The organism is Ruegeria sp. HKCCE3926, assembly GCF_017872515.1.
Classification (GTDB): domain Bacteria; phylum Pseudomonadota; class Alphaproteobacteria; order Rhodobacterales; family Rhodobacteraceae; genus Ruegeria.
The window spans coordinates 183,151-201,460 of the sequence record NZ_JAEDOU010000008.1 but is presented as its reverse complement, the minus strand read 5'-3'; the positions used below and the strand labels follow the sequence as shown (position 1 = coordinate 201,460).

Sequence of the window (18,310 nt, the reverse complement as noted above, 5' to 3'; positions counted from 1 at the left end):
AGCGTAACCGCCGCTTCCGCCGCGTCCCAGCGCCTCAGCAGCGCCGGTGAAGGGGGTTCTAAGTATAACAAACAAATCCCGCAAGCGGAAAATGACGCCGCAGAGCATTTTTTTGAAAATTCTTAGATAACCATTTAAAAACAGCATATTACAAGCGTCGAAAGCTCACCTTTCCTGTGTCGGTCGGGACTCTCTCCATCGGATGGCCACGACACAACCCGGAAGACACAAGATGGCACTACTATATATAGGGAATCGACCGACACTGAACACAAGGCCGCGCGACTCAAGCCCGTGAATCGACTCGGGACTCTGCCAGAATCTGCATTGAAAACCCTAAAGGCCAGATTTCGAACTGCATCATGCCGAGGGGGTCTACATGATTCCGACCACACCTTGAGCGTGCCAACATTCTGAACACCAATCTTGAACATCCCACCGAGATAAGTTCTGGTCTGGGACATTCGTTTTCGACTTCTTCAGCGAGACAGGCATGACGCGTCACCTTACGTTCCCACTGGTCAGAACCGTCGGATTTGACGGAGCGCTTGTCACATTTGCGGACACGATGTCTGAGACAGCGAACCGAGCGGCGCTGGCCTTTCGATCTGAACTGGATCGGCTTCAATGGGCAGAGGTCACGGAATCTTCTGCCACGCTGGCCTCGGCATATGTCCGGTTCGATACGCAAAGCACCACCCACCAACAGATGCTGCACAAGCTTCAGGACCTCGTCGATCAGAAGGACTGGTACAGCACACCACTTCCAACAGGCCGCAGGCTGTGGCGAATTCCGACGGTCTATGGCACCGACCTTGCGCCCCAGCTGGACGATGCCGCTGCTGCTGCCGGTCTCGCGCCGGAAGAAGCAATACGGCGGCTTGGCCAGTCCCGCGTGCGGGTCTTGACGATAGGGTTCGCCCCCGGGCAACCCTACCTTGGGCCATTACCCCCCGAGTTCAATATTCCGCGGCTGCAAAACCTGACCCCCATGGTGCCCGAAGGCGCTCTGGTTCTTGCAATATCTCAGTTTGTCCTGTTTTCCGGGCCGACGCCAACCGGGTGGCGGCATGTCGGGCAGACGGCTTTTCGGTGTTTCCGGCCCGAGACGACCGAGGCATTCGCCCTCAAGCCTGGGGATGAACTGATATTCGAACCCATTTCCCGCGAAGACCTGGAACAAATCAGAGCCAAAAACGAAGATGGCACGGGCGGAGCAACCTGCGAGGAGATTGCGCCATGAGCCTGATCGTCCACCAGATCGGCCCGGCTTGCACCATCCAGGATCAGGGGCGCTCAGGTTATCTGGACCAGGGCCTGTCCCGGTCCGGGGCCGTCGATACACTGGCCCTTCATGAAGGCGCCGCATTGCTCGGCCAAAGCCCGGAACTTGCTGCGCTGGAAATGGCCGGAATGGGCGGCACGTTCGAGGCGGCACAGAACATGCGCATCGCATTGACCGGTGCGCAGATGCAGGCCAGCATTGATGGCAGCCCCGTGGCCTGGAATGCCTCGCATCACCTGAAGCCCGGACAACGGCTGGTCATCGGTGCGCTTCTGCAAGGCAATTACGGCTATCTTCATTTGGGGGGCGGTATCGATTCAGAGGTTTTTCTTGGATCTCGATCCGCGCACCTGACGGCACGGATCGGGCGAGCGGTGAAGCCGGGCGACCGGCTGACCTGTGGCGCGGAGGCAGGCGACGCTGGTTTGAAACTGCCCCCTTCCGAACGCTTCTCGGGTGGCGTTCTGCGTGTCGTCGCCAGCTTCCAGACGTCCTTGTTTGATGACGCAACGCTTGATCGGTTTGCGCGCACCTCATTCCATCGTGGCGCACGCGCCAACCGGATGGGGATGCAAGTCAACAGTGACGGCGACGGGTTTGCGGCCACTGGCCAACTGAACATCTTGTCCGAGGTTATTTCCCCGGGCGACATCCAGATGACCGGAACCGGAGACCCGTTCATCCTGCTGCCCGAATGCCAGACCACAGGAGGGTATCCCCGCATCGCGACCGTTCTGCCCTGCGACATGCCCCGCGCAGCGCAGACACCCGCGGGCGGAGCGATCACGTTCGAATTTGTCAGCATCGAGCAAGCCACCGAATTGCACGCGGCATTCATGGCGGATCTTGCCCGCCTGCCCTCGAAAGTCGAAGCGTTGGTGCGTAACCCGCATGACATCCCGGACTTGCTGTCCTACCAATTGATCAGCGGAGTGATTTCTGCCACCGACTAAGGAGATGTGCCGATGCCAAGCGTCGATCTGAATGCCGATATGGGGGAAAGCTTTGGCCCATGGAAAATGGGCGACGACGAAAGCCTTCTGAAGATCATCACCTCGGCCAATATTGCCTGTGGCTTTCATGCGGGTGATCCGGATGTAATGGCATCGACAATGAAGCTGGCAGCCGAGAATGGTGTCGGCATCGGGGCGCATCCCGGGTTTCCCGACCTGCAAGGCTTTGGCCGCCGGAACATGAAGCTGTCTCAGGACACCCTCCGCAATCTGGTGCGGTATCAGTTGGGCGCAGCCATGGGCATGGCCAATGCGGTTGGCACCAGAGTTCGCCATCTAAAGCTGCACGGCGCACTGGCCAATATGTGTTCGCTCAATGTCGATATGGCGCGGGCCTGCTATCAGGGCGCGCTGGACGTCGATCCCGACATCATCGTGATGGTTCTTGCCGTGACGAAACAAGAAGACGCCGTGCGCGAGCTGGGCTGCAAATGGGTGGGCGAGATTTTTGCCGACCGCGCCTACAATGACGACGGAACATTGGTTGACCGCAGCCTGCCCGGCGCGGTGATCCACGACGCGGATGTCGCAGGACCTCGCATCCTGAACATGGTCCGCGAAGGCGCGATCATCACCGAAAGCGGCAAGCGGCTGGAAACATCGATCGACACAATCTGCCTGCATGGTGACGGACCAACTGCGGTGCAGATCGCCCGTTCTGTTCGTGAAAGCCTGATCGGGGGCGGTGTCGAGGTGACGAAATTCACCCGCTGAACATCATGGGTTAACGTCGGCAACCCAAATTCACGACTGTTGCCCGTACAGGCCTCAGCGCCTAGCATGGCGGGCAAACGCATATTCTGAATACTACAATTTCAAACAATGCCTTGACCCATGTCGGGCAAGAGCAAGGAGGTCGTGGAATGTCATTTGATCTGATGTCTTATCAGCCCCGGGGCGACAAGAAGAACTCGGACTTCTTCAACGAATACCTTCCAAAGATTTACGAACGCCGGACAAGCTCGGGCATTGCGGATCAGGTCGGCGCAATGCGGGCCATCATCATTCAGGTCGAACCTGACGCGGTGTTCGACACAATGGTCGAACTTTACGTGATGACACCCTATCGGCACACCGCCAGCTATCTGGGACGAACCCACAGAGTCTCGGTTCTGCATTCACATCCCGACTATCCTGCGCTGATCCTGATGGCGCCGCTCAGCCCCGGATTCGAAGACTTTATCCCCCGCATCAATCGCATGTATCCACTGGCGCGCAACACACCGCAGACGCGCTATGTAGGCGAGGTATTTGCTGCCTGTGATCTGGACGCGCTGACCCATGCACTTGAGGATCAGAACATACGTTTCGAATATCCTGGAGATACCGAGAACCCGTTCTACACATCGGACGGGTTCCGATTCACCACCCCGTCCGATTTCACCTGCAACCGCGTCGGGTATTCGACCCACGACTTTAACGACACCGACAGTCTGGGCCTTGGGGATCGCGTGTTGCTGAGCGACACGGAACAGGCCCGTCTGGAACAGGCCGCCGCCTTTGGAACCGAAAGCAAAATTGCCCCGCTGATGCTGGGAATCGACCATCTTGCGACGCGGGTCCTGGCGGGCGAGCGCGAGGATGCGATCCTCGAGTTTCTGACCATGGTGCCCTATTATTTCTGGGGCGCTTACAACATATTCGACATGAACTCATCGACCAACGTGAACCGCAACGGCAATGTGGACGATGACAAAAAATCTCCGGCCAAGGTATTCACCGCAAACAACACGCCATCCTTCGTCAACTCCTTCGCCAAACTGCCGATGCCGACCGAGGATTTCGTGCGCAATTTTGGCCGTCGTCTGCACCACATGGCCGTCGAGATTCAGGATGGCGATCACAGCGCCGGGGAAAAGAACGTCGATTTCGTTGTGAACACTTTGAAGGACAAGGGTGTGCCGTTCCTGGCCCATGTGGTGGGCGAGTGCAAAGACGACCCGAACCTGAAACAGATCTTCTCGAAACACTCCAAGCATACCCTGCTGATTACCGAGTATATCGAGCGGTGCCACAAATATGATGGGTTCTTCACCAAGGACAATGTCGCCGCCCTGACAGCCGCCGCCGGACAGGACGAACAATACCAGCACGGTCACGTTTTCGATTGAAAAAAGGGCTGCGGAATACCGCAGCCCAGACCCATTCAGGAGAGAATATGCCGAACCTTATGATGGCCCGATCATGAAACAGGTGACGTTGCGGGCCTGCAAACGGCGACAGGCCAGATCCGCCTGTTCGCGGGTCATGCCCTGAAAGGTTGCGTCGAACCCACGCGCGCTTTGGTTCACTTTGCGCAGCGTGCCTTCCAGTGTGGTCATTTCCGACAATGCGGTTTTCAGCAAAACCTTCTCGGCCTCATACCGCGTGGTATAGCGCCCCACATTGACCCCCCACAGGTGCCCACCTGACGAAGACAGCCGAGTGACAACCTCCTGCTCAGGCTCTGGCTGCTTGGTGGAATCCGTCGAAGCCAGAACCAGATTGTCGGGGCGCAATGCCGGACGGGTATCGGATGTTTCCACCGGCGGTGCAGTTGGTGCGATATCCGCTTCGGCAATGGCCGCCGCGATCGCGCTGTCAATGCGTCCACGATTCTCATCAGCTGTCACAGCAACCGCGCTTGCGACTTGCGTCGACGCGGAGGGGCGCCGAACCGGGCGCAAACTGGATTTTGGCGCGCCGCTCACGCTGGCGACCTGCGTCCCGACACCCAATCCGGTATTTCCAGCATAGGCCGGTCGGGCAGGTTTGCGAATGGGCGCACGGGACGGAGCGCGGCGGAAACCCAAATCCAGAAGCTCGGCAACCTTGGCGTTCCGAGAGGCGCCGGACTTTCCGCCGAAAACGGTGGCGATGATGCGTTCATCCTTGCGTTTTGCCGATGCCACAAGATTGAACCCCGCCGCACGGGTGTAACCGGTTTTGATGCCGTCGGCGCCTTTGTAGGCCGCCAGCAGGCGACGGTTGGTGTTGGGAACGGTTTTGATCCCTGCATGCGTCGATTGACGCGAGAAAAGGTTATAGTATTGCGGATAGTCATACAGCAGATGCCGACCCAGCGTGGTCATGTCACGTGCGGTCGAAAGATGCCCCGCCTCGGTCAAACCATGGGCGTTCTTGAAGGTCGTGCGGCTCATCCCCATCGCCTTGGCGGTTCGCGTCATACGACGCGCAAAAGCTGCCTCGGACCCGCTGATGGCAATACCGATGGCCGTGGCAGCATCATTGGCCGATTTCACAGCAGCCGCGCGGATCAGATAGCGAAAAGCAATTGTCTGACCAGCGCGCAGGCCCAGCTTCGACGGTGGCTCGGCTGCCGCCTTTTTGGTGATCCGAACCGGGGTATCCAGAGTGATCTCACCGTTCCGCACCGCTTCGAACGCGATATAAAGCGTCATCATCTTGGTCAGCGATGCCGGGTGAAGCCTTGTATCAGCATTACGCGAATGCAGAACCTCTCCGGTTCGGGCATCAATCACCATCGCTGCGTAAGGTGCCGCCATGGACCTGAGCGGCGCAAACGCCAGCACGCACAACACCACTATGAGAAAAAAGCCCATTCGGGCCGGAACTGTCCGCCGAATCTGCACGATTTTTGCCTCTGTCTGCCTCGCGCCGCCGGGTATTCCCGGTCAGCAAAAATTATTTTATTATCGTAAACACTATCACAGAGACTTGGTGAAATAAACCGAAAGCTGAGCATTTCGCGGTTTCGTTAGGTTGCCTGAACTGGGCTATATCTAGACAAATACTGCCCAAAGCCCACCAGATGCGCGATTGAGGCAGAACTTGGTCAACACCCGGCAGGGTTTTCATGGAACTGCGGCCAATAGGCAACATCACTTCAGGCTATGCACCAGATCGGCCAAACCGCCCAAATCCCTCAACTCCCGGAATCGGGGACTGTCGACCGGGGCTTCGGCATGCTCCACCTCCCAGACAAGACCGTGCGGGACATGAACCCCCCAGCTTCCTGCCTGGATCGGAGCCACAACATCAGATCGCATGGAATTGCCAACCATCATCGCGCGCGCCGGGCCATCACCATGCCGCTCAAATATCGACCGGTAAGTTTCAGGGGTCTTTTCAGACACGATTTCCACTGCGTCGAACAGATCGCCCAGACCCGACTGGGCCAGTTTGCGTTCCTGGTCGATCAGGTCCCCTTTGGTAATCAAGACAACCCGGCACAAGCCTGTCATGCCTTCCACCGCGTCGCGGGCATGGGGCAACAGCTCGATCGGATAGGCCAGCATCTCTTGCCCGGCTTCGATCAATTGGCGAATGACCGAGGCCGGCACACGGTCATCCGTGACCTCGAGAGCGGTTTCGATCATCGACAGAACAAAGCCCTTGATGCCATAGCCATAGTGTCGAATGTTGCGCTTTTCGGCCGCCAGAAGCCGCTCCATCAGATGATCCTGGTCGGCATGATCGGCCAGCAGCTCGGCAAAATGCGCCTGCGTCAGCTGAAAAAAACGCTCATTGTGCCACAGGGTATCATCTGCATCGAAACCGATTGTCGTCAGCTTGTCAGTCATCTCGTTTACGTCCGCTTGCTCTTTTCACCGGCCATCCCCACGTTATATAAGCGCGAAGATAAACCCCAAAACTGAATCGGACAGTTGCCTACGATGCTGGAAAAGACCTGGATGATGTCTGACGAACCGGACGACGACAGCGACGCGTCCGTTCTGGTACAGACGCGCCCAAAAACCAAGCGTCCGCCTTTGTACAAGGTGCTGTTGCTGAACGACGATTACACGCCGATGGAATTCGTGGTTCATGTTCTGGAACGTTTCTTCGGCATGACCCATGCAGAAGCATTCGAGATCATGCTGACCGTGCATAAAAAAGGTGTGGCCGTCGTCGGGGTCTTCAGCCATGAAATTGCCGAGACCAAAGTTGGCCAGGTTATGGATTTCGCCCGCCGGCACCAGCACCCGCTGCAATGCACCATGGAACGCGAAGAATAAGGCTTTTCGCCTGACCCTCACACATATTTGCCGGAATTGCCCATGTCCCCTCGCCTGGAACTTGCATTGCAGAACGGCCTGTCGCTGTCGTCGCCCCTCAGCGTGATCTGCCCTGTTCCAACCCATGATCTGTCGGCGCTTCCCCATGCGGCGCAGGTGGTGCAGCCGTTCAAACCTTTTTATGACCATTTTGCCGCGCAGGGCTTTGACACGGTGCCCGAGGCAGAAAACCCTTGCGAGGATGCAATTGTGTTTTTGCCGCGGGCCAAGGCGCTTGCACGGGCGATGATCCATCTGGCCAGCTCACGAGCCCGCGGCGTTGTCGTGATCGATGGCGCAAAGACCGATGGCGTGGACAGCATTCTGAAAGATGTTCGCAAAAGGGTCTCGGTCGAAGGGCCTCTGTCCAAGGCACACGGAAAAATCTTCTGGTTTCAGGCTGACCCGCACAGCTTTGCAGATTGGGCTGCGCCAAAGACGCAGATCGTCGATGGGTACCACACGGCACCGGGTGTGTTTTCAGCGGACGGGATCGATCCCGCCTCGGCCATGTTGCTGAACGCCTTGCCTGCCAAGCTGGGGCCGCGCGTGGCCGATCTGGGTGCCGGGTGGGGGTATCTGACCGCAGAGCTTTTGAAGCGCGACAACCTAATATCCGTGCATCTTGTCGAAGCAGACCACACGGCCCTTGCCTGCGCGCGCATCAACGCCTCTGACCCCAGGGTCCGGTTTTATTGGGCTGACGCCGTTACTTGGACGGCGCCAGAGCCATTGGACACGGTTGTAATGAACCCCCCGTTTCACACCTCACGCAGTGCCGACCCCACGCTGGGGCAGGGTTTCATCGCAGCAGCGGCACGCAATCTGACGCGCAACGGAACCCTATGGATGGTCGCCAATCGCCACCTTCCCTACGAAACCACTCTGAACGAACACTTCGCTCGGGTCGATGAAGCCGCCGGCGACAACCGGTTCAAGGTGTTTGAGGCCTCTCGCCCTCGGCGATAAGGCCAGCTAACCTGCCCCTAATTCAGGAGGATTCGGATGTCCTTTTCCATCGCAGGCAAGACCGCAATCGTTACAGGCGGGGCCAATGGCATCGGGCTGGCCATAGGTCGGCATTTCGCGGATGCGGGCGCAAATGTCATGTTCGCCGATATAGATGAAAAACGTCTGGTCGATGAGCTGGGGGAACAGGCAGAAGACGGCAATATTCGGTATTTCGCAGGCGACCTGCGTGAAAAGCTGACCATTGCCAATTTGCTGTCGGCAACACTGGATGCGTTTGATCAGGTGGATATTCTGATCAACGGCGCGCGCCAGGTGATCCAGTCTGATCCGCTTGATCCCGATGACGACTCGATGCGCACCTTGCTGAACCAGAACCTGATGCCCGCGCTGCGGCTCAGCCAGTTGGTCGCAAAGCGTATGATCAAACAGGCCGGGGATGACGATGAGAGCCCTGCCGGATCGATCATCAACCTGTCATCCATCGCGGCCCGCCGCACGCATCCCGACCTGATGGCCTATTCCGTGTCGACAGCCGCGCTGGACCAGATGACACGTTCACTGGCCGTGGCGTTGGCGCCGAACCGCATCCGGGTCAATTCGATTGCGCTCGGCTCGGTCATGAGTGCATCACTGCAATCGACGCTGAGAGAGAACCGGGAATTCCGCGACGATATCGAAAAGCACACACCGCTTGCCCGTATCGCGTCGGCCACTGAATTGACGGAAACCGCGCAGTATCTGGCATCGGATGCAGCCGGATTCATCACCGGCCAGATCCTGACAATCGACGGCGGCCGCACATTGCTTGACCCTGTTGCCGCACCTGCGCATTGAGACCCATGTTCGAAACAGAAAAAAACACCGCCTCTGCCTGGTTCCGCCAATTGCGCGACGACATCGTTGCCGCATTCGAAGCATTGGAGGACAGCCACGACACCGGCCCGTTTTCAGACGCAAAGCCCGGCCGCTTTGAAGTCAAGGAAACCAAACGCCAGTCCGAGGACGGCTCTGACGCAGGGGGCGGTCTGATGTCCGTGATGCGCGGCGGGCGCGTGTTTGAAAAGGTCGGGGTCAATGTCTCGACAGTTTACGGGACCCTGGGCGAACGTGCACAACAGGCGATGGCAGCACGCAAAGGCATTCCCGGGATGACCGAAGACCCGCGTTTCTGGGCCTCGGGGATCAGCCTCGTGGCGCATATGCAGAATCCCCATGTCCCGGCGGTGCATATGAACACTCGGATGTTCTGGACCCCGCAAGCCTGGTGGTTCGGCGGCGGATCGGATCTGAACCCCTGCATCGAATATGATGACGATACGGCGCATTTCCATGATACCCAAAAGGCTCATCTGGACCCGCATGGACCCGGACAATATCCACGCCTGAAAGAGTGGGCGGACGAGTATTTCTATATTCCCCACCGCAAACGCGCACGCGGCGTAGGCGGTATTTTCATGGATGATTATTGCACTGGGGCCTGGCAGGCGGATTTCGCCCTGACTCAGGATATCGGTCGGGCTTTCCTGCCCGCTTTCGTGCCATTGGTTGAAAAACGGCGCGCACAGGGTTTCTTGGACGCCGACAAAGACACCCAGCTGGTGCATCGCGGTCTTTATGCTGAATACAATCTGGTCTATGACCGCGGCACCAAGTTCGGACTGGAAACTGGACATGATCCGGACGCGGTTCTGATGAGCCTGCCACCATTGGCGAAATGGGTCTGACGCTCAGAACGTGTCCATGATGAAGTTGTCATAGCAGTAGTTCTGCGCCGACGACGCCGACATGTTGGCCCCGACTTTCCTGACGGTGATGGAATATCCCGGCTTGGTATCCGCCCCCGGCGGCGGGGTCAGCGAGAATTGCACGGTCCGGACGCCGGGTTCATAGGCGCGCCAGATATAGATCCGTTGGTTGTTTGGCACGCCCAGACTGCGGATCGCGTAATCCCCAATTCCACACCAATAATTCACGGGCGCTGAGGATCCGATGGCCTTGACCTCGTAGACACCGTCCGGCATCGGCGTGATTTCCGTACGGAATTGCGGCCGAACGGACAGGCCGAAACCGACAGCCTCGGCTATCGCAGGTATCGATAAAAGCGCGGCAGCAGCCAGAGTCTTGAATGAACGCATAATCCAGGTATCCCGAAACAAGGGTCCGATACCAATAGCATAGTCGGGACGACCTGCGAGTAAAGCAGGACAGGCCAACGAGCCGGCAACACTGACCACATCAAAGAATTTATTCTACCCATATTGCAGGAAAGCAGTACACTCGCTGTAGACTTTTGGTTCCCGTTACACTGTTGGGCATCTCTTTGAGCAAGACGTTTCCAAAAGACTGGTTCGACTTCACGCCGGAAAAATATGCGGATCTGGGCGCTATGTTCTATCTGGCGGGTTTGACGAAAACACATCAGAAACGCAGTCTGGCACAGGTTTTGTACGCGTTCGAAACTCCGTTTCGCCTGGGCCAGTACCATATCTTCCGGCAGCACGGATTCCCTCGTGGTTTTGTCACCTTCGCCGGGCTCAACCCCGAAGCCGAGTTCCGTTATGCGGTGAAAGAAAAACCCCTTTCCGACACGGACTTCACCAGCGGATCATCCTTCTGGATCATTGATCTTGTGGCTCCGTTTGGACAGACCAGCCAAATTGTTGATATCCTCAAGCAGGAAATCCCGCACCCGCGTGTGCGCACCAACCGGATGGACAGTGACATGACACGCAATCGCATTGTTGAATGGACGCGGGATGAAGCGGGCGAGGTTCACATGCGCCTGTATCGCAAGAAGGAATTTGAACGCGTGTTGCAGCAAGGCGAGGGTTAATTGGTTTCAGTTCCGATCACAGGTGAACTGACCGGGGATGTGACTGGTTTTCCACCCAACGTTGAGACGGGACAACCCACTCTGGACAATGGAAACTTCAATCCGGTCACGCAAACCTGGACGATTGCGACACAACCCGCCAACGGCACCGCCTCGATCGACCCGAACACGGGAGAGTGGACCTATACCGTCGACCCGACATTTTTCGATGGCCTCGACAAAGGCGAAGTCGTCTTCGATTCTTTCTTCATCAGCGTCTCGGGTACAACACAAGCCGGCCCTTTCACCCTTCCATTCACCGGCACACCGGACCCGGTGGAAGTGGTCATCCGGATCGAGGGCGTCTGTTTTGCGGCCGGAACCCTGATCGAAACTGAAAGCGGCCCGCTTGCGATCGAAACGCTGGACGCGGGTCATATGGTGGCCACTGCCGATCACGGTCTGCAACCTATCCGCTGGATCGAAAGCAGCAGAATTCCACCCGAACGATTATGCGATGAACCTGCTTTGCGCCCCGTTCGTATCTCGGCGGGCAGTCTGGGGCCGAACGAACCCTCACGAGACCTTCTGGTGTCGCAGCAGCACAGGATCCTGGTCAAAGGCCCGAAAGTCGAGCTGCTTTTCGGCGCATTCGAAGCCCTGGTTGCCGCCAAACACCTGTGCGGATGGCCCGGCATCTGCATCGATACATCGGTTCAAACGGTCGAATATCTCCACGTCCTGCTGGACCGGCATGAGATCCTGAACGCCGAAGGCGCGCAGGCCGAAAGCCTGTTTCTGGGGGAAGAGGCCCTTTATGGGCTGTCCTCTGAGGCATTGCGGGAACTGGCTTCGATATTTCCGGACAGACCGACCTCGGGTCACACCGGGTTCGGACGCGCGGCTCGGCTGATACTGCGCGAACACGAAGCCCGCGCCCTCGCCTGAGCCTAGCTGCTGGCCACAATGCGCCCGCCGACATCCTGCGGGGCCAATGCAACCGTCTTGATCACGGCATAACATGTGCTGCCCGGTTTCAGGTTCAGGGCCGCAACAGATCGACGCGTAACCCGCGCAAGCACATTGCCCGCCGGGGTCTTTACCGACACGATGGCACCCGGCCCCTCGCCTGACCGGATCGAGTCCACGGTCCCGCCAAGCACGTTCAGCGCCGAAAGCCCCTCGGGTTTGTTGTTCGACAGGATCACTTCCTGAGCGGGTATCCGAATCCGCAAGTTTGCCCCGACCTCATGCGCGACACGAGGCAGAAACAGCCGCGCGCCATTGGCGTTCAACTCTGTCAGCCCGTCGGAATGATGCTTTGCAACCTGAACCTGCAACACGGCCCCGACGGCACGAATTCCCGCAGGGGTTACTGACGGGTCGGCAAGCATTTCGGATGCGGGCCCGTGGCGAACTGCCTTGCCATCCTGCAACGCAACAACGGACGTTGCCAACCGGGCCACTTCGGCGGCAGAGTGGGTCACATAGAGGATCGGAACCGACACCTCGTCCCTGAGACGCTCGAAATAGGGCAGGATTTCCGCTTTTCGCTCATCATCCAGTGCTGCCAACGGTTCATCTGCAAGGATCAACCGCGGGCTTGCCAACAAGGCCCGCCCGATGGCGACGCGCTGTTTCTCACCGCCTGACAACCCGGCAGGTCTGCGGTCCAGCAGATGACCGATGCCCAGCATGTCGATGACCCTGTCGGGGTCTTCGCGGCGTGTGTTTTTCGGCGCAAACCAACGCCCATAGGCAAGGTTCTGGCGCACGGTCAGATGGGGGAACAACCGCCCTTCCTGAAAAATATACCCCAATCGGCGCCGATGCGGCGGCAGCCACAGGCCCTGTTCCGTGTCGAACAGAACCCAGCCATCTACCGACACCCGGCCCGCCTGGGGCCGCAACAACCCTGCCACGGCATTGACGATGGTGGTCTTGCCCGATCCCGAGCGCCCGAACAGCACCGTCACGCCCGGTGGCGCATCAAAACTGACATCCAGATCGATCCCCGACAGATGGTGGTGCAACCGAACAGACAGGCTCATGATCCGGCCACCCGAGCTGCAGCACGCCGCCCCACATACTCCGACAGCAACAACGCGCTCATTGCAATGACGATCGATATCAGAACCAGCCGCGTCGCGGCTGCCTCGCCGCCCGGGACCTGCAAAAAGGCGTAGACAGCCGAAGGCAACGTCTGCGTCTGACCCGGGATGTTGGACACGAAGGTAATCGTCGCACCAAATTCACCCATGGCCTTGGCGAAGGCCAGAATAGCCCCGGCTATGACACCCGGTAAAATCATCGGCAAGGTCACCGTACAAAACACCATCGGACGCGACGCGCCCAGAGTTGCCCCGGCCTGTTCCAGCTTCGGGTCCACCGCTTCGATCGACAAACGTATCGCCCGGACCATCAAAGGGAAGGCCATGATCCCGGCGGCAAGGGCCGCGCCTGTCCAGCGAAAGGCCACTACGATCCCGAACTCGGCGAGAAACCGGCCCAGCGGCCCTTGAATGCCGAAGGTCAGCAACAGCAGGTATCCGGTGACAACCGGCGGCAGGATCAAAGGCAAATGCACCAGACCATTCAAAACCTGTCGTCCAGGAAACCGCCAACGCGCCAGAGCATAAGCGACAAATATCCCAAACGGCAAAGTCGCCAGCGTCGCCCAGAAAGACACGCGCAATGAAAGCTTCAAAGCTTCCATTTCGGCAGGCCCCAACCAATCCAAGGCAATCACCTGACCGGCAGGGTAAATCCCTGCTCCAGAAATACAGCCGTGGCTGCATCCGTTTTCAGGTGTTCAAGAAAGGCGTGTGCTCCTTCTTTTGCATTGAGGGTCAGTGCCGCAGGGTAAATTATCGGTGGATGCAGATCGGCAGGGAATGTCGCAACGACTTGGACCCTTTCTTCCACCCTGGCATCTGATTGGTACACGATCCCAAGCGGCGCGGCCCCTGCCGCCACCAGAGCCAGCGCAGCGCGCACATTGTCGGCCTGCGCCACCTGTGTCCGCACGTCCTCCCACTGGTTCAGACTTTGCAAAGCAGCTTTGCCATAGATACCGGCAGGCACCGCGTCGACCAGTGCCATGGCCAGATAGCCGTCTTTCAAGTCCGCCTTGAGGTCATATCCGGGCTGGATCTCACCCACTTGCGCATGATCTTCAGCCCCGATCAGAACAAGGCCGTTGCCCAGCAGATCAACCCGAGAGTCTGCCCGGATCAAACCGTCCTGCTCCAACACATCCATCCAATCCGTATTGGCGGAGACAAACACATCCGCAGGCGCGCCTTGCTGAATCTGCCGGGCGAGGACCGACGACGCCGCATAGGAAACGGAAACGCTCTGACCGGTCTGCTTTTCGTACCCTGCAACGATTTCATCCAATGCGGTCTTGAGGCTGGCCGCTGCAAAGACCAGAATGCCTTCTGCACCGGCCTGAATCGGGGCCAGCGCCGTCATGCCAAGGACCAATGCCACCATCCAAAATCGGCGGGCGAAGGATAGGGTCATGTACACTCCCGACCGGTTTGCTTCAGTCTCTCTGGGGATATCGGACGTCACCGGTGGCGCGCAAGCGCCTTTGGCCATTTACACATGATGGGTCGCAGGTTGAGCAAGGCGTTTTCCATCGATCCGTCTTAAAATGTGCTGCCCACCTTCCAGTCCGAGAGGCGCCCCGAACGCCCGCCTGTTCGGCCTACTGCTGACAATATGCCCCGTTGGACGGCCGCCAGCGAAGGAACGCAAGAAAATCTTCCAGACCCTCTTGCACCTGCCCGCAGGCTTGGCTAAATGCAGCATCACGGGTGATTAGCTCAGTTGGTAGAGCGCTTCGTTTACACCGAAGATGTCGGGAGTTCGAGTCTCTCATCACCCACCATCCTTTCCCCCAAAATTTCTGCGCTGTTCCGCATCCGGGGCCAATTATCATTGATGCCGGTCCCGAAAGTCTATCGCGAATAAAACCCTTCTCGCAATTCCTGCCTGAGACGCAGACGCTCGGGGTATTCTTTCAGAAATTGTTCGGGGGGGGTGCCCTCCCAGACTTGCGCGTAAACCCGCATCTTGTTGCCGCCATAGATCTTTTCGAGGTCTTCATCGGAATAACCTCTTGCCCAGAGATCATCGGTAATTGCCGCAAGGATTTTGGCCAACTCACCGTTGCCGGTCGCCCCTTTGTTGAACGCGTCGATCATATAGCCGCCATCATCATACATGCTGGCGTTTGCAGTCGCGAACTGCACAACCAATTCAGTCGAGAACATGTCATCCGTTGCGATCCCAACGTGGTCGACCCCAACAAGTTGAACATAGTAGTCGATCATGTCGGCGGCTTGCTTGGGTGAGATATCTTCAGGCCAAACGCCGTCCATCATCCATTCAGTGAATGTCGGAGAAACATAGCCGCCCGATTTGGCCGCACGCAGGGCCTCGTCATCGGGAATGGCCCGATAACACCCGCGTGGCGTCGCACCGGGTTCGTTTGCGTAAAGGCCGGCAGGAACCGAATGCGTGTAAACATAAGGCACGCCGGGATAGTTTTCGTCCATGTAGTCCATGGCGTCGTTGGCCGTTTTGGAACCCGTGTGGCTCAGGTCCAGAAGGATGCCGAAACGCACCATTTCATCGATCACCGACTTGCCCCAAGGGGTCAGACCGATATCGCGCCCGTTATAGGCCGCCAACTGCCCCGACCCGGTGCGGAAGATGTCGTTGTAGGCCAGGATCATACTCTTGATCCCCATATCCTTAAGCAACGCCATCTTCCTCAGGTCGCCATCCAGAATCGTCGCCGTCTGGCTGTTCCAGATGACCGCCGTCTTGCCTTGAATATGGGCGGCTTCGATATCGCGGGTTTCATTCACGATCAGGTAATTCTCTGGCTGTTGCGCCATCGCCGACCGGAAGTGGTAGTGCTGATCAAGAAAGGTCTCAAAAGACATATCCGCTGCGGCCAGCGTCATCTCATGACCTGTTATTCCGTGGTCCCGAGCCCGCGCGAAGTAAGTGTGCAGCTGTTCCTCTTCAGTCCAGCCGGTGCCGTAGGGGCTGGCCAACATGCCAAGCACGATTGTGTCATTCACAAATTGCTTTGCTTCATCCGACGCATCCCATGTCTTGCTTTCCTCGCTCGCGTGCAGCGCGGCACCGGATACGATTGCAATGGCGCTTGCGGCCAACCAAGTTTTCATGACTGAGCCTCCCAAATTGGTTTCGTGTGAGTTGCTGCTTTCGAGCCGCATCAAAAAACGATCCGGGTGCGCAGGCTGAACAACGTGATGCTATCCTGATTGGCGTTCAGCAGCGGATTGGAGATGAACTGTAGTGACGGCGTGATTTGCAGACCGGGTGAGATTGAAAAGCGATAGAATGCTTCCAGCGTGAACTGATCGCCGTCGATGTTTCTTGCTTCGGCCCAGTTCAAACCCAAACCGGCCAGATCGGTGTTTCGACCGTAATAGCCCAGCCCGGCAGAAACCGAACGATCATACAGCGCTGCCGTGCCTTTCGACGCTCCTGCCCGAACGAACGGCATCCATTTGTTGTCGACAAACCAAGCCGCGGAAAACACGGCGCCATAATCTTCTGCACGGCTGCCATCGTCGGCCGCATCTGCATGCCAGAGGGTCAAATGGACATTGTCGAAATAGATGCGATCAAAGCCCGAAGTGTAACCAATCTCAAACGATTTGAAGAGATTGCCATCCCTGAACACGTCAAGACTTGGATCCGACGGATCGGCGTTTGCGTCTGCAACGCTGGCAACGGCGTAGAAGTTTTTGCTCAGCTTTATCCCACCGGCAATGCCAATTCCCTGGTTGGGTGTGTTGATTGTCGGGTTGGTGTTGAACGACAGGTTTTGGAACCCGCTGTAGGGGCTGACCAATCCATAGATATCCACAAAGTCCGTTACATCAATTTGGCCGACTTGCAGCGTCCACGCGCCGTTCTCGGCCCTTTGGGTCCAGAACAGGTTGGTCAGCAACAAACCATTGTCGTTGAAGGCTGTCCCGGTGATCGACAATGCACCTCCGTCCAGCCCAAGGAATTGCGGGGCAACATCGGTGTATCCGTGCCGATCTTCGATTTTGAATGTCAAAGAACCCCGCTCGGTTGCCTGCCAACTGCCGTAGACACGCGCGATTCCACTTGCGGCCTCACCAGTTCCCAAATCAGCGTTCGTGGATTGGCCCAACGCCAGGTAATCCACGTTGAACCGAAACCCGCCCTCGGCCAGCCGGTCTTTCCACCGAAACCAACCCGGCGCGATGTTGCGCGGAAATTCGGAACGGTAATGCGGATCGGTCAGGCCATCGCCAGGTTTCAGCTCGGCCTCGACCGAAGAAGGCCCGGACAACCCCTGCGCAGACGCCGTACCCGCGCAGGCAATGCTCAATGCGGCAACAAGGCGCCCTATCATTCCGACGCCTTTGCGCCGCCAGTTTTACGATTGCCAGCAGCTCGGACGCGATCGGCTGCACGCTGTCTCCATTCCAGACCGTCGGCCTTGGTTTCCAGCGTTTCAACGCTGTCCGTCTCCAGTTTGAAGGTCGCATTCATCGGCACAAACCCATCCACGACCATCATGTTCTGAACCGAGGGTTCAATCGTCAGCGTACCTGTAAGCCGAACGGGTTCATGGAAGTAACTGGGGGCCCAGTCACCGTTCAACCGCACCCGGATCATCTGATTGGGCGGAGGCGGGGGCATGTGGCTGCACATCCCGCGTTCTGGCACCAAATACGCAACTGCTCGCCCGTCCGGATCGTTCGGCGCGGGAATGGCAAAGCCTGTCAGCGTAACACTCTGGCCATCGAAACGCGGATTTCCCCTTGTTCCTGCCTTTCTCCGCCGCTCTTTCACATCCTCTCGCTGATCGAGCAGCCAGTCGACATCAACGCCACCCTCGGCCAAGGCGTCTTCAGTCTCGGTCAGAAGCTCTTGCCATTTCTGTCTTTCCTCAACGCTGCCGACATCCTGCTGCAACCTGCCGCGCAAGCGCACGACGAACAGGACATCGTCAAACTGTTCAGGGCTGAGATCACGATAAGGGTCGTCGAACACCTGCACCGACGGGTCCGGAAGGTCAGACCAGTCAAGCGTCGCATGGGGCGTTGCCATTGCGGAATGACCGCTCAGGACAAAGCCAGCGAAAACTGCGGCGCGAAACCAAGGGAACATCAAATCTCTCCAA

General features: G+C 57.9%; 19 protein-coding genes and 1 tRNA gene. 11 read left to right on the top strand and 9 right to left on the bottom strand.

From position 1 onward, the window contains the following. The first annotated feature begins 493 nt into the window (after positions 1-493). The 4 genes from I9184_RS18165 (at position 494) to I9184_RS18150 (ending at position 4,409) form a co-directional block, all read left to right on the top strand. Positions 494-1,243: a carboxyltransferase domain-containing protein gene (locus tag I9184_RS18165; protein WP_209835343.1), complete on the top strand. Its 750-nt coding sequence runs from the start codon at positions 494-496 to the stop codon at positions 1,241-1,243. Then, positions 1,240-2,238, top strand: a complete 999-nt coding sequence (locus I9184_RS18160) for a biotin-dependent carboxyltransferase family protein (protein WP_209835342.1) — start codon at positions 1,240-1,242, stop codon at positions 2,236-2,238. Before I9184_RS18165 ends, I9184_RS18160 begins: the two co-directional genes overlap by 4 nt. Before the next feature lie 12 nt (positions 2,239-2,250). Further along, positions 2,251-3,012 (top strand): 5-oxoprolinase subunit PxpA, encoded by a 762-nt coding sequence (locus I9184_RS18155; RefSeq protein ID WP_209835341.1) that lies wholly within the window; start codon positions 2,251-2,253, stop codon positions 3,010-3,012. 149 nt (positions 3,013-3,161) lie between these two features. Further along, positions 3,162-4,409 (top strand): hypothetical protein, encoded by a 1,248-nt coding sequence (locus tag I9184_RS18150; protein WP_171725054.1) that lies wholly within the window; start codon positions 3,162-3,164, stop codon positions 4,407-4,409. A 57-nt stretch (positions 4,410-4,466) separates the two neighbouring features. On the opposite strand, the gene I9184_RS18145 is transcribed toward I9184_RS18150, so the two are convergent. Together I9184_RS18145 and I9184_RS18140 are read right to left on the bottom strand one after the other, a co-directional pair. Then, positions 4,467-5,861 (bottom strand): D-alanyl-D-alanine carboxypeptidase family protein, encoded by a 1,395-nt coding sequence (locus I9184_RS18145; RefSeq protein ID WP_209835340.1) that lies wholly within the window; start codon positions 5,859-5,861, stop codon positions 4,467-4,469. A 279-nt stretch (positions 5,862-6,140) separates the two neighbouring features. Then, a complete protein-coding gene (locus tag I9184_RS18140) occupies positions 6,141-6,842 on the bottom strand; it encodes an HAD family hydrolase (RefSeq protein WP_171637982.1) in 702 nt (233 codons plus the stop codon). Between the two features lie 93 nt (positions 6,843-6,935). Here I9184_RS18140 and clpS point away from each other — a divergent pair, with 93 nt between their 5' ends. From clpS to hemF, 4 genes are read left to right on the top strand one after another with little or no spacing between them, the layout of a single operon-like run. Then, a complete protein-coding gene (gene clpS / locus I9184_RS18135; protein WP_152456986.1) occupies positions 6,936-7,277 on the top strand; it encodes an ATP-dependent Clp protease adapter ClpS in 342 nt (113 codons plus the stop codon). A gap of 42 nt (positions 7,278-7,319) precedes the next feature. After that, entirely contained in the window at positions 7,320-8,285 is a 966-nt protein-coding gene (locus I9184_RS18130) for a class I SAM-dependent methyltransferase (RefSeq protein ID WP_209835339.1), read from the top strand. Positions 8,286-8,321: 36 nt separating this feature from the next. Further along, positions 8,322-9,122, top strand: coding sequence for an SDR family oxidoreductase (locus I9184_RS18125; RefSeq protein ID WP_171637986.1), 801 nt, complete (start codon positions 8,322-8,324; stop codon positions 9,120-9,122). Between the two features lie 5 nt (positions 9,123-9,127). Continuing rightward, positions 9,128-10,012 carry an oxygen-dependent coproporphyrinogen oxidase gene (hemF, locus tag I9184_RS18120; RefSeq protein WP_209835338.1) on the top strand — a complete coding sequence of 295 codons (885 nt, stop codon included), beginning with the start codon at positions 9,128-9,130 and terminating at the stop codon, positions 10,010-10,012. 3 nt (positions 10,013-10,015) lie between these two features. On the opposite strand, the gene I9184_RS18115 is transcribed toward hemF, so the two are convergent. After that, on the bottom strand, positions 10,016-10,423 hold the full coding sequence (locus I9184_RS18115; RefSeq protein WP_209835337.1) for a hypothetical protein: 408 nt from the start codon (positions 10,421-10,423) through the stop codon (positions 10,016-10,018). 185 nt (positions 10,424-10,608) lie between these two features. Between I9184_RS18115 and I9184_RS18110 the strand changes: the two genes are divergently transcribed. Both I9184_RS18110 and I9184_RS18105 read left to right on the top strand, forming a co-directional pair. Then, positions 10,609-11,121 carry a toxin-activating lysine-acyltransferase gene (locus I9184_RS18110; protein ID WP_171637991.1) on the top strand — a complete coding sequence of 171 codons (513 nt, stop codon included), beginning with the start codon at positions 10,609-10,611 and terminating at the stop codon, positions 11,119-11,121. Continuing rightward, entirely contained in the window at positions 11,122-12,048 is a 927-nt protein-coding gene (locus I9184_RS18105; RefSeq protein WP_209835336.1) for a Hint domain-containing protein, read from the top strand. A 2-nt stretch (positions 12,049-12,050) separates the two neighbouring features. Here the strand turns inward: I9184_RS18105 and modC are convergent, their stop codons facing one another. Genes modC through modA form a run of 3 tightly spaced genes read right to left on the bottom strand, consistent with a single transcriptional unit; the run spans position 12,051 to position 14,595 of the window. Continuing rightward, positions 12,051-13,151, bottom strand: a complete 1,101-nt coding sequence (gene modC / locus I9184_RS18100) for a molybdenum ABC transporter ATP-binding protein (protein WP_209835335.1) — start codon at positions 13,149-13,151, stop codon at positions 12,051-12,053. Beyond that, complete coding sequence (gene modB, locus I9184_RS18095; protein ID WP_209835334.1) at positions 13,148-13,840, bottom strand: molybdate ABC transporter permease subunit; 693 nt, start codon at positions 13,838-13,840, stop codon at positions 13,148-13,150. Before modB ends, modC begins: the two co-directional genes overlap by 4 nt. A 5-nt stretch (positions 13,841-13,845) precedes the next feature. Then, positions 13,846-14,595 (bottom strand): molybdate ABC transporter substrate-binding protein, encoded by a 750-nt coding sequence (gene modA / locus I9184_RS18090; protein WP_209835350.1) that lies wholly within the window; start codon positions 14,593-14,595, stop codon positions 13,846-13,848. 324 nt (positions 14,596-14,919) lie between these two features. Here modA and I9184_RS18085 point away from each other — a divergent pair. After that, a tRNA-Val gene (locus tag I9184_RS18085) sits at positions 14,920-14,995 on the top strand. 70 nt (positions 14,996-15,065) lie between these two features. Here I9184_RS18085 and I9184_RS18080 read toward each other — a convergent pair. Genes I9184_RS18080 through I9184_RS18070 form a run of 3 tightly spaced genes read right to left on the bottom strand, consistent with a single transcriptional unit; the run spans position 15,066 to position 18,297 of the window. Further along, positions 15,066-16,307 carry a membrane dipeptidase gene (locus I9184_RS18080; protein ID WP_209835333.1) on the bottom strand — a complete coding sequence of 414 codons (1,242 nt, stop codon included), beginning with the start codon at positions 16,305-16,307 and terminating at the stop codon, positions 15,066-15,068. Between the two features lie 50 nt (positions 16,308-16,357). Beyond that, on the bottom strand, positions 16,358-17,536 hold the full coding sequence (locus I9184_RS18075) for a carbohydrate porin (RefSeq protein WP_171638000.1): 1,179 nt from the start codon (positions 17,534-17,536) through the stop codon (positions 16,358-16,360). Further along, positions 17,533-18,297: a DUF3299 domain-containing protein gene (locus I9184_RS18070; protein ID WP_209835332.1), complete on the bottom strand. Its 765-nt coding sequence runs from the start codon at positions 18,295-18,297 to the stop codon at positions 17,533-17,535. Before I9184_RS18070 ends, I9184_RS18075 begins: the two co-directional genes overlap by 4 nt. Positions 18,298-18,310: the final 13 nt, after the last annotated feature.

Excerpts from the sequence above, each read along its gene's own strand:
- I9184_RS18075 (WP_171638000.1), bottom strand. The coding sequence starts at position 17,536 with ATGATAGGGCGCCTTGTTGCCGCATTGAGCATTGCCTGCGCGGGTACG.
- I9184_RS18080 (WP_209835333.1), bottom strand. The coding sequence starts at position 16,307 with ATGAAAACTTGGTTGGCCGCAAGCGCCATTGCAATCGTATCCGGTGCC.
- I9184_RS18155 (WP_209835341.1), top strand. The coding sequence starts at position 2,251 with ATGCCAAGCGTCGATCTGAATGCCGATATGGGGGAAAGCTTTGGCCCA.
- I9184_RS18165 (WP_209835343.1), top strand. The coding sequence starts at position 494 with ATGACGCGTCACCTTACGTTCCCACTGGTCAGAACCGTCGGATTTGAC.
- I9184_RS18125 (WP_171637986.1), top strand. The coding sequence starts at position 8,322 with ATGTCCTTTTCCATCGCAGGCAAGACCGCAATCGTTACAGGCGGGGCC.
- I9184_RS18145 (WP_209835340.1), bottom strand. The coding sequence starts at position 5,861 with ATGGGCTTTTTTCTCATAGTGGTGTTGTGCGTGCTGGCGTTTGCGCCG.
- hemF (WP_209835338.1), top strand. The coding sequence starts at position 9,128 with ATGTTCGAAACAGAAAAAAACACCGCCTCTGCCTGGTTCCGCCAATTG.
- clpS (WP_152456986.1), top strand. The coding sequence starts at position 6,936 with ATGCTGGAAAAGACCTGGATGATGTCTGACGAACCGGACGACGACAGC.
- I9184_RS18070 (WP_209835332.1), bottom strand. The coding sequence starts at position 18,297 with ATGTTCCCTTGGTTTCGCGCCGCAGTTTTCGCTGGCTTTGTCCTGAGC.
- modC (WP_209835335.1), bottom strand. The coding sequence starts at position 13,151 with ATGAGCCTGTCTGTTCGGTTGCACCACCATCTGTCGGGGATCGATCTG.
- I9184_RS18150 (WP_171725054.1), top strand. The coding sequence starts at position 3,162 with ATGTCATTTGATCTGATGTCTTATCAGCCCCGGGGCGACAAGAAGAAC.
- I9184_RS18140 (WP_171637982.1), bottom strand. The coding sequence starts at position 6,842 with ATGACTGACAAGCTGACGACAATCGGTTTCGATGCAGATGATACCCTG.
- I9184_RS18130 (WP_209835339.1), top strand. The coding sequence starts at position 7,320 with ATGTCCCCTCGCCTGGAACTTGCATTGCAGAACGGCCTGTCGCTGTCG.
- modA (WP_209835350.1), bottom strand. The coding sequence starts at position 14,595 with ATGGTGGCATTGGTCCTTGGCATGACGGCGCTGGCCCCGATTCAGGCC.
- I9184_RS18160 (WP_209835342.1), top strand. The coding sequence starts at position 1,240 with ATGAGCCTGATCGTCCACCAGATCGGCCCGGCTTGCACCATCCAGGAT.
- I9184_RS18115 (WP_209835337.1), bottom strand. The coding sequence starts at position 10,423 with ATGCGTTCATTCAAGACTCTGGCTGCTGCCGCGCTTTTATCGATACCT.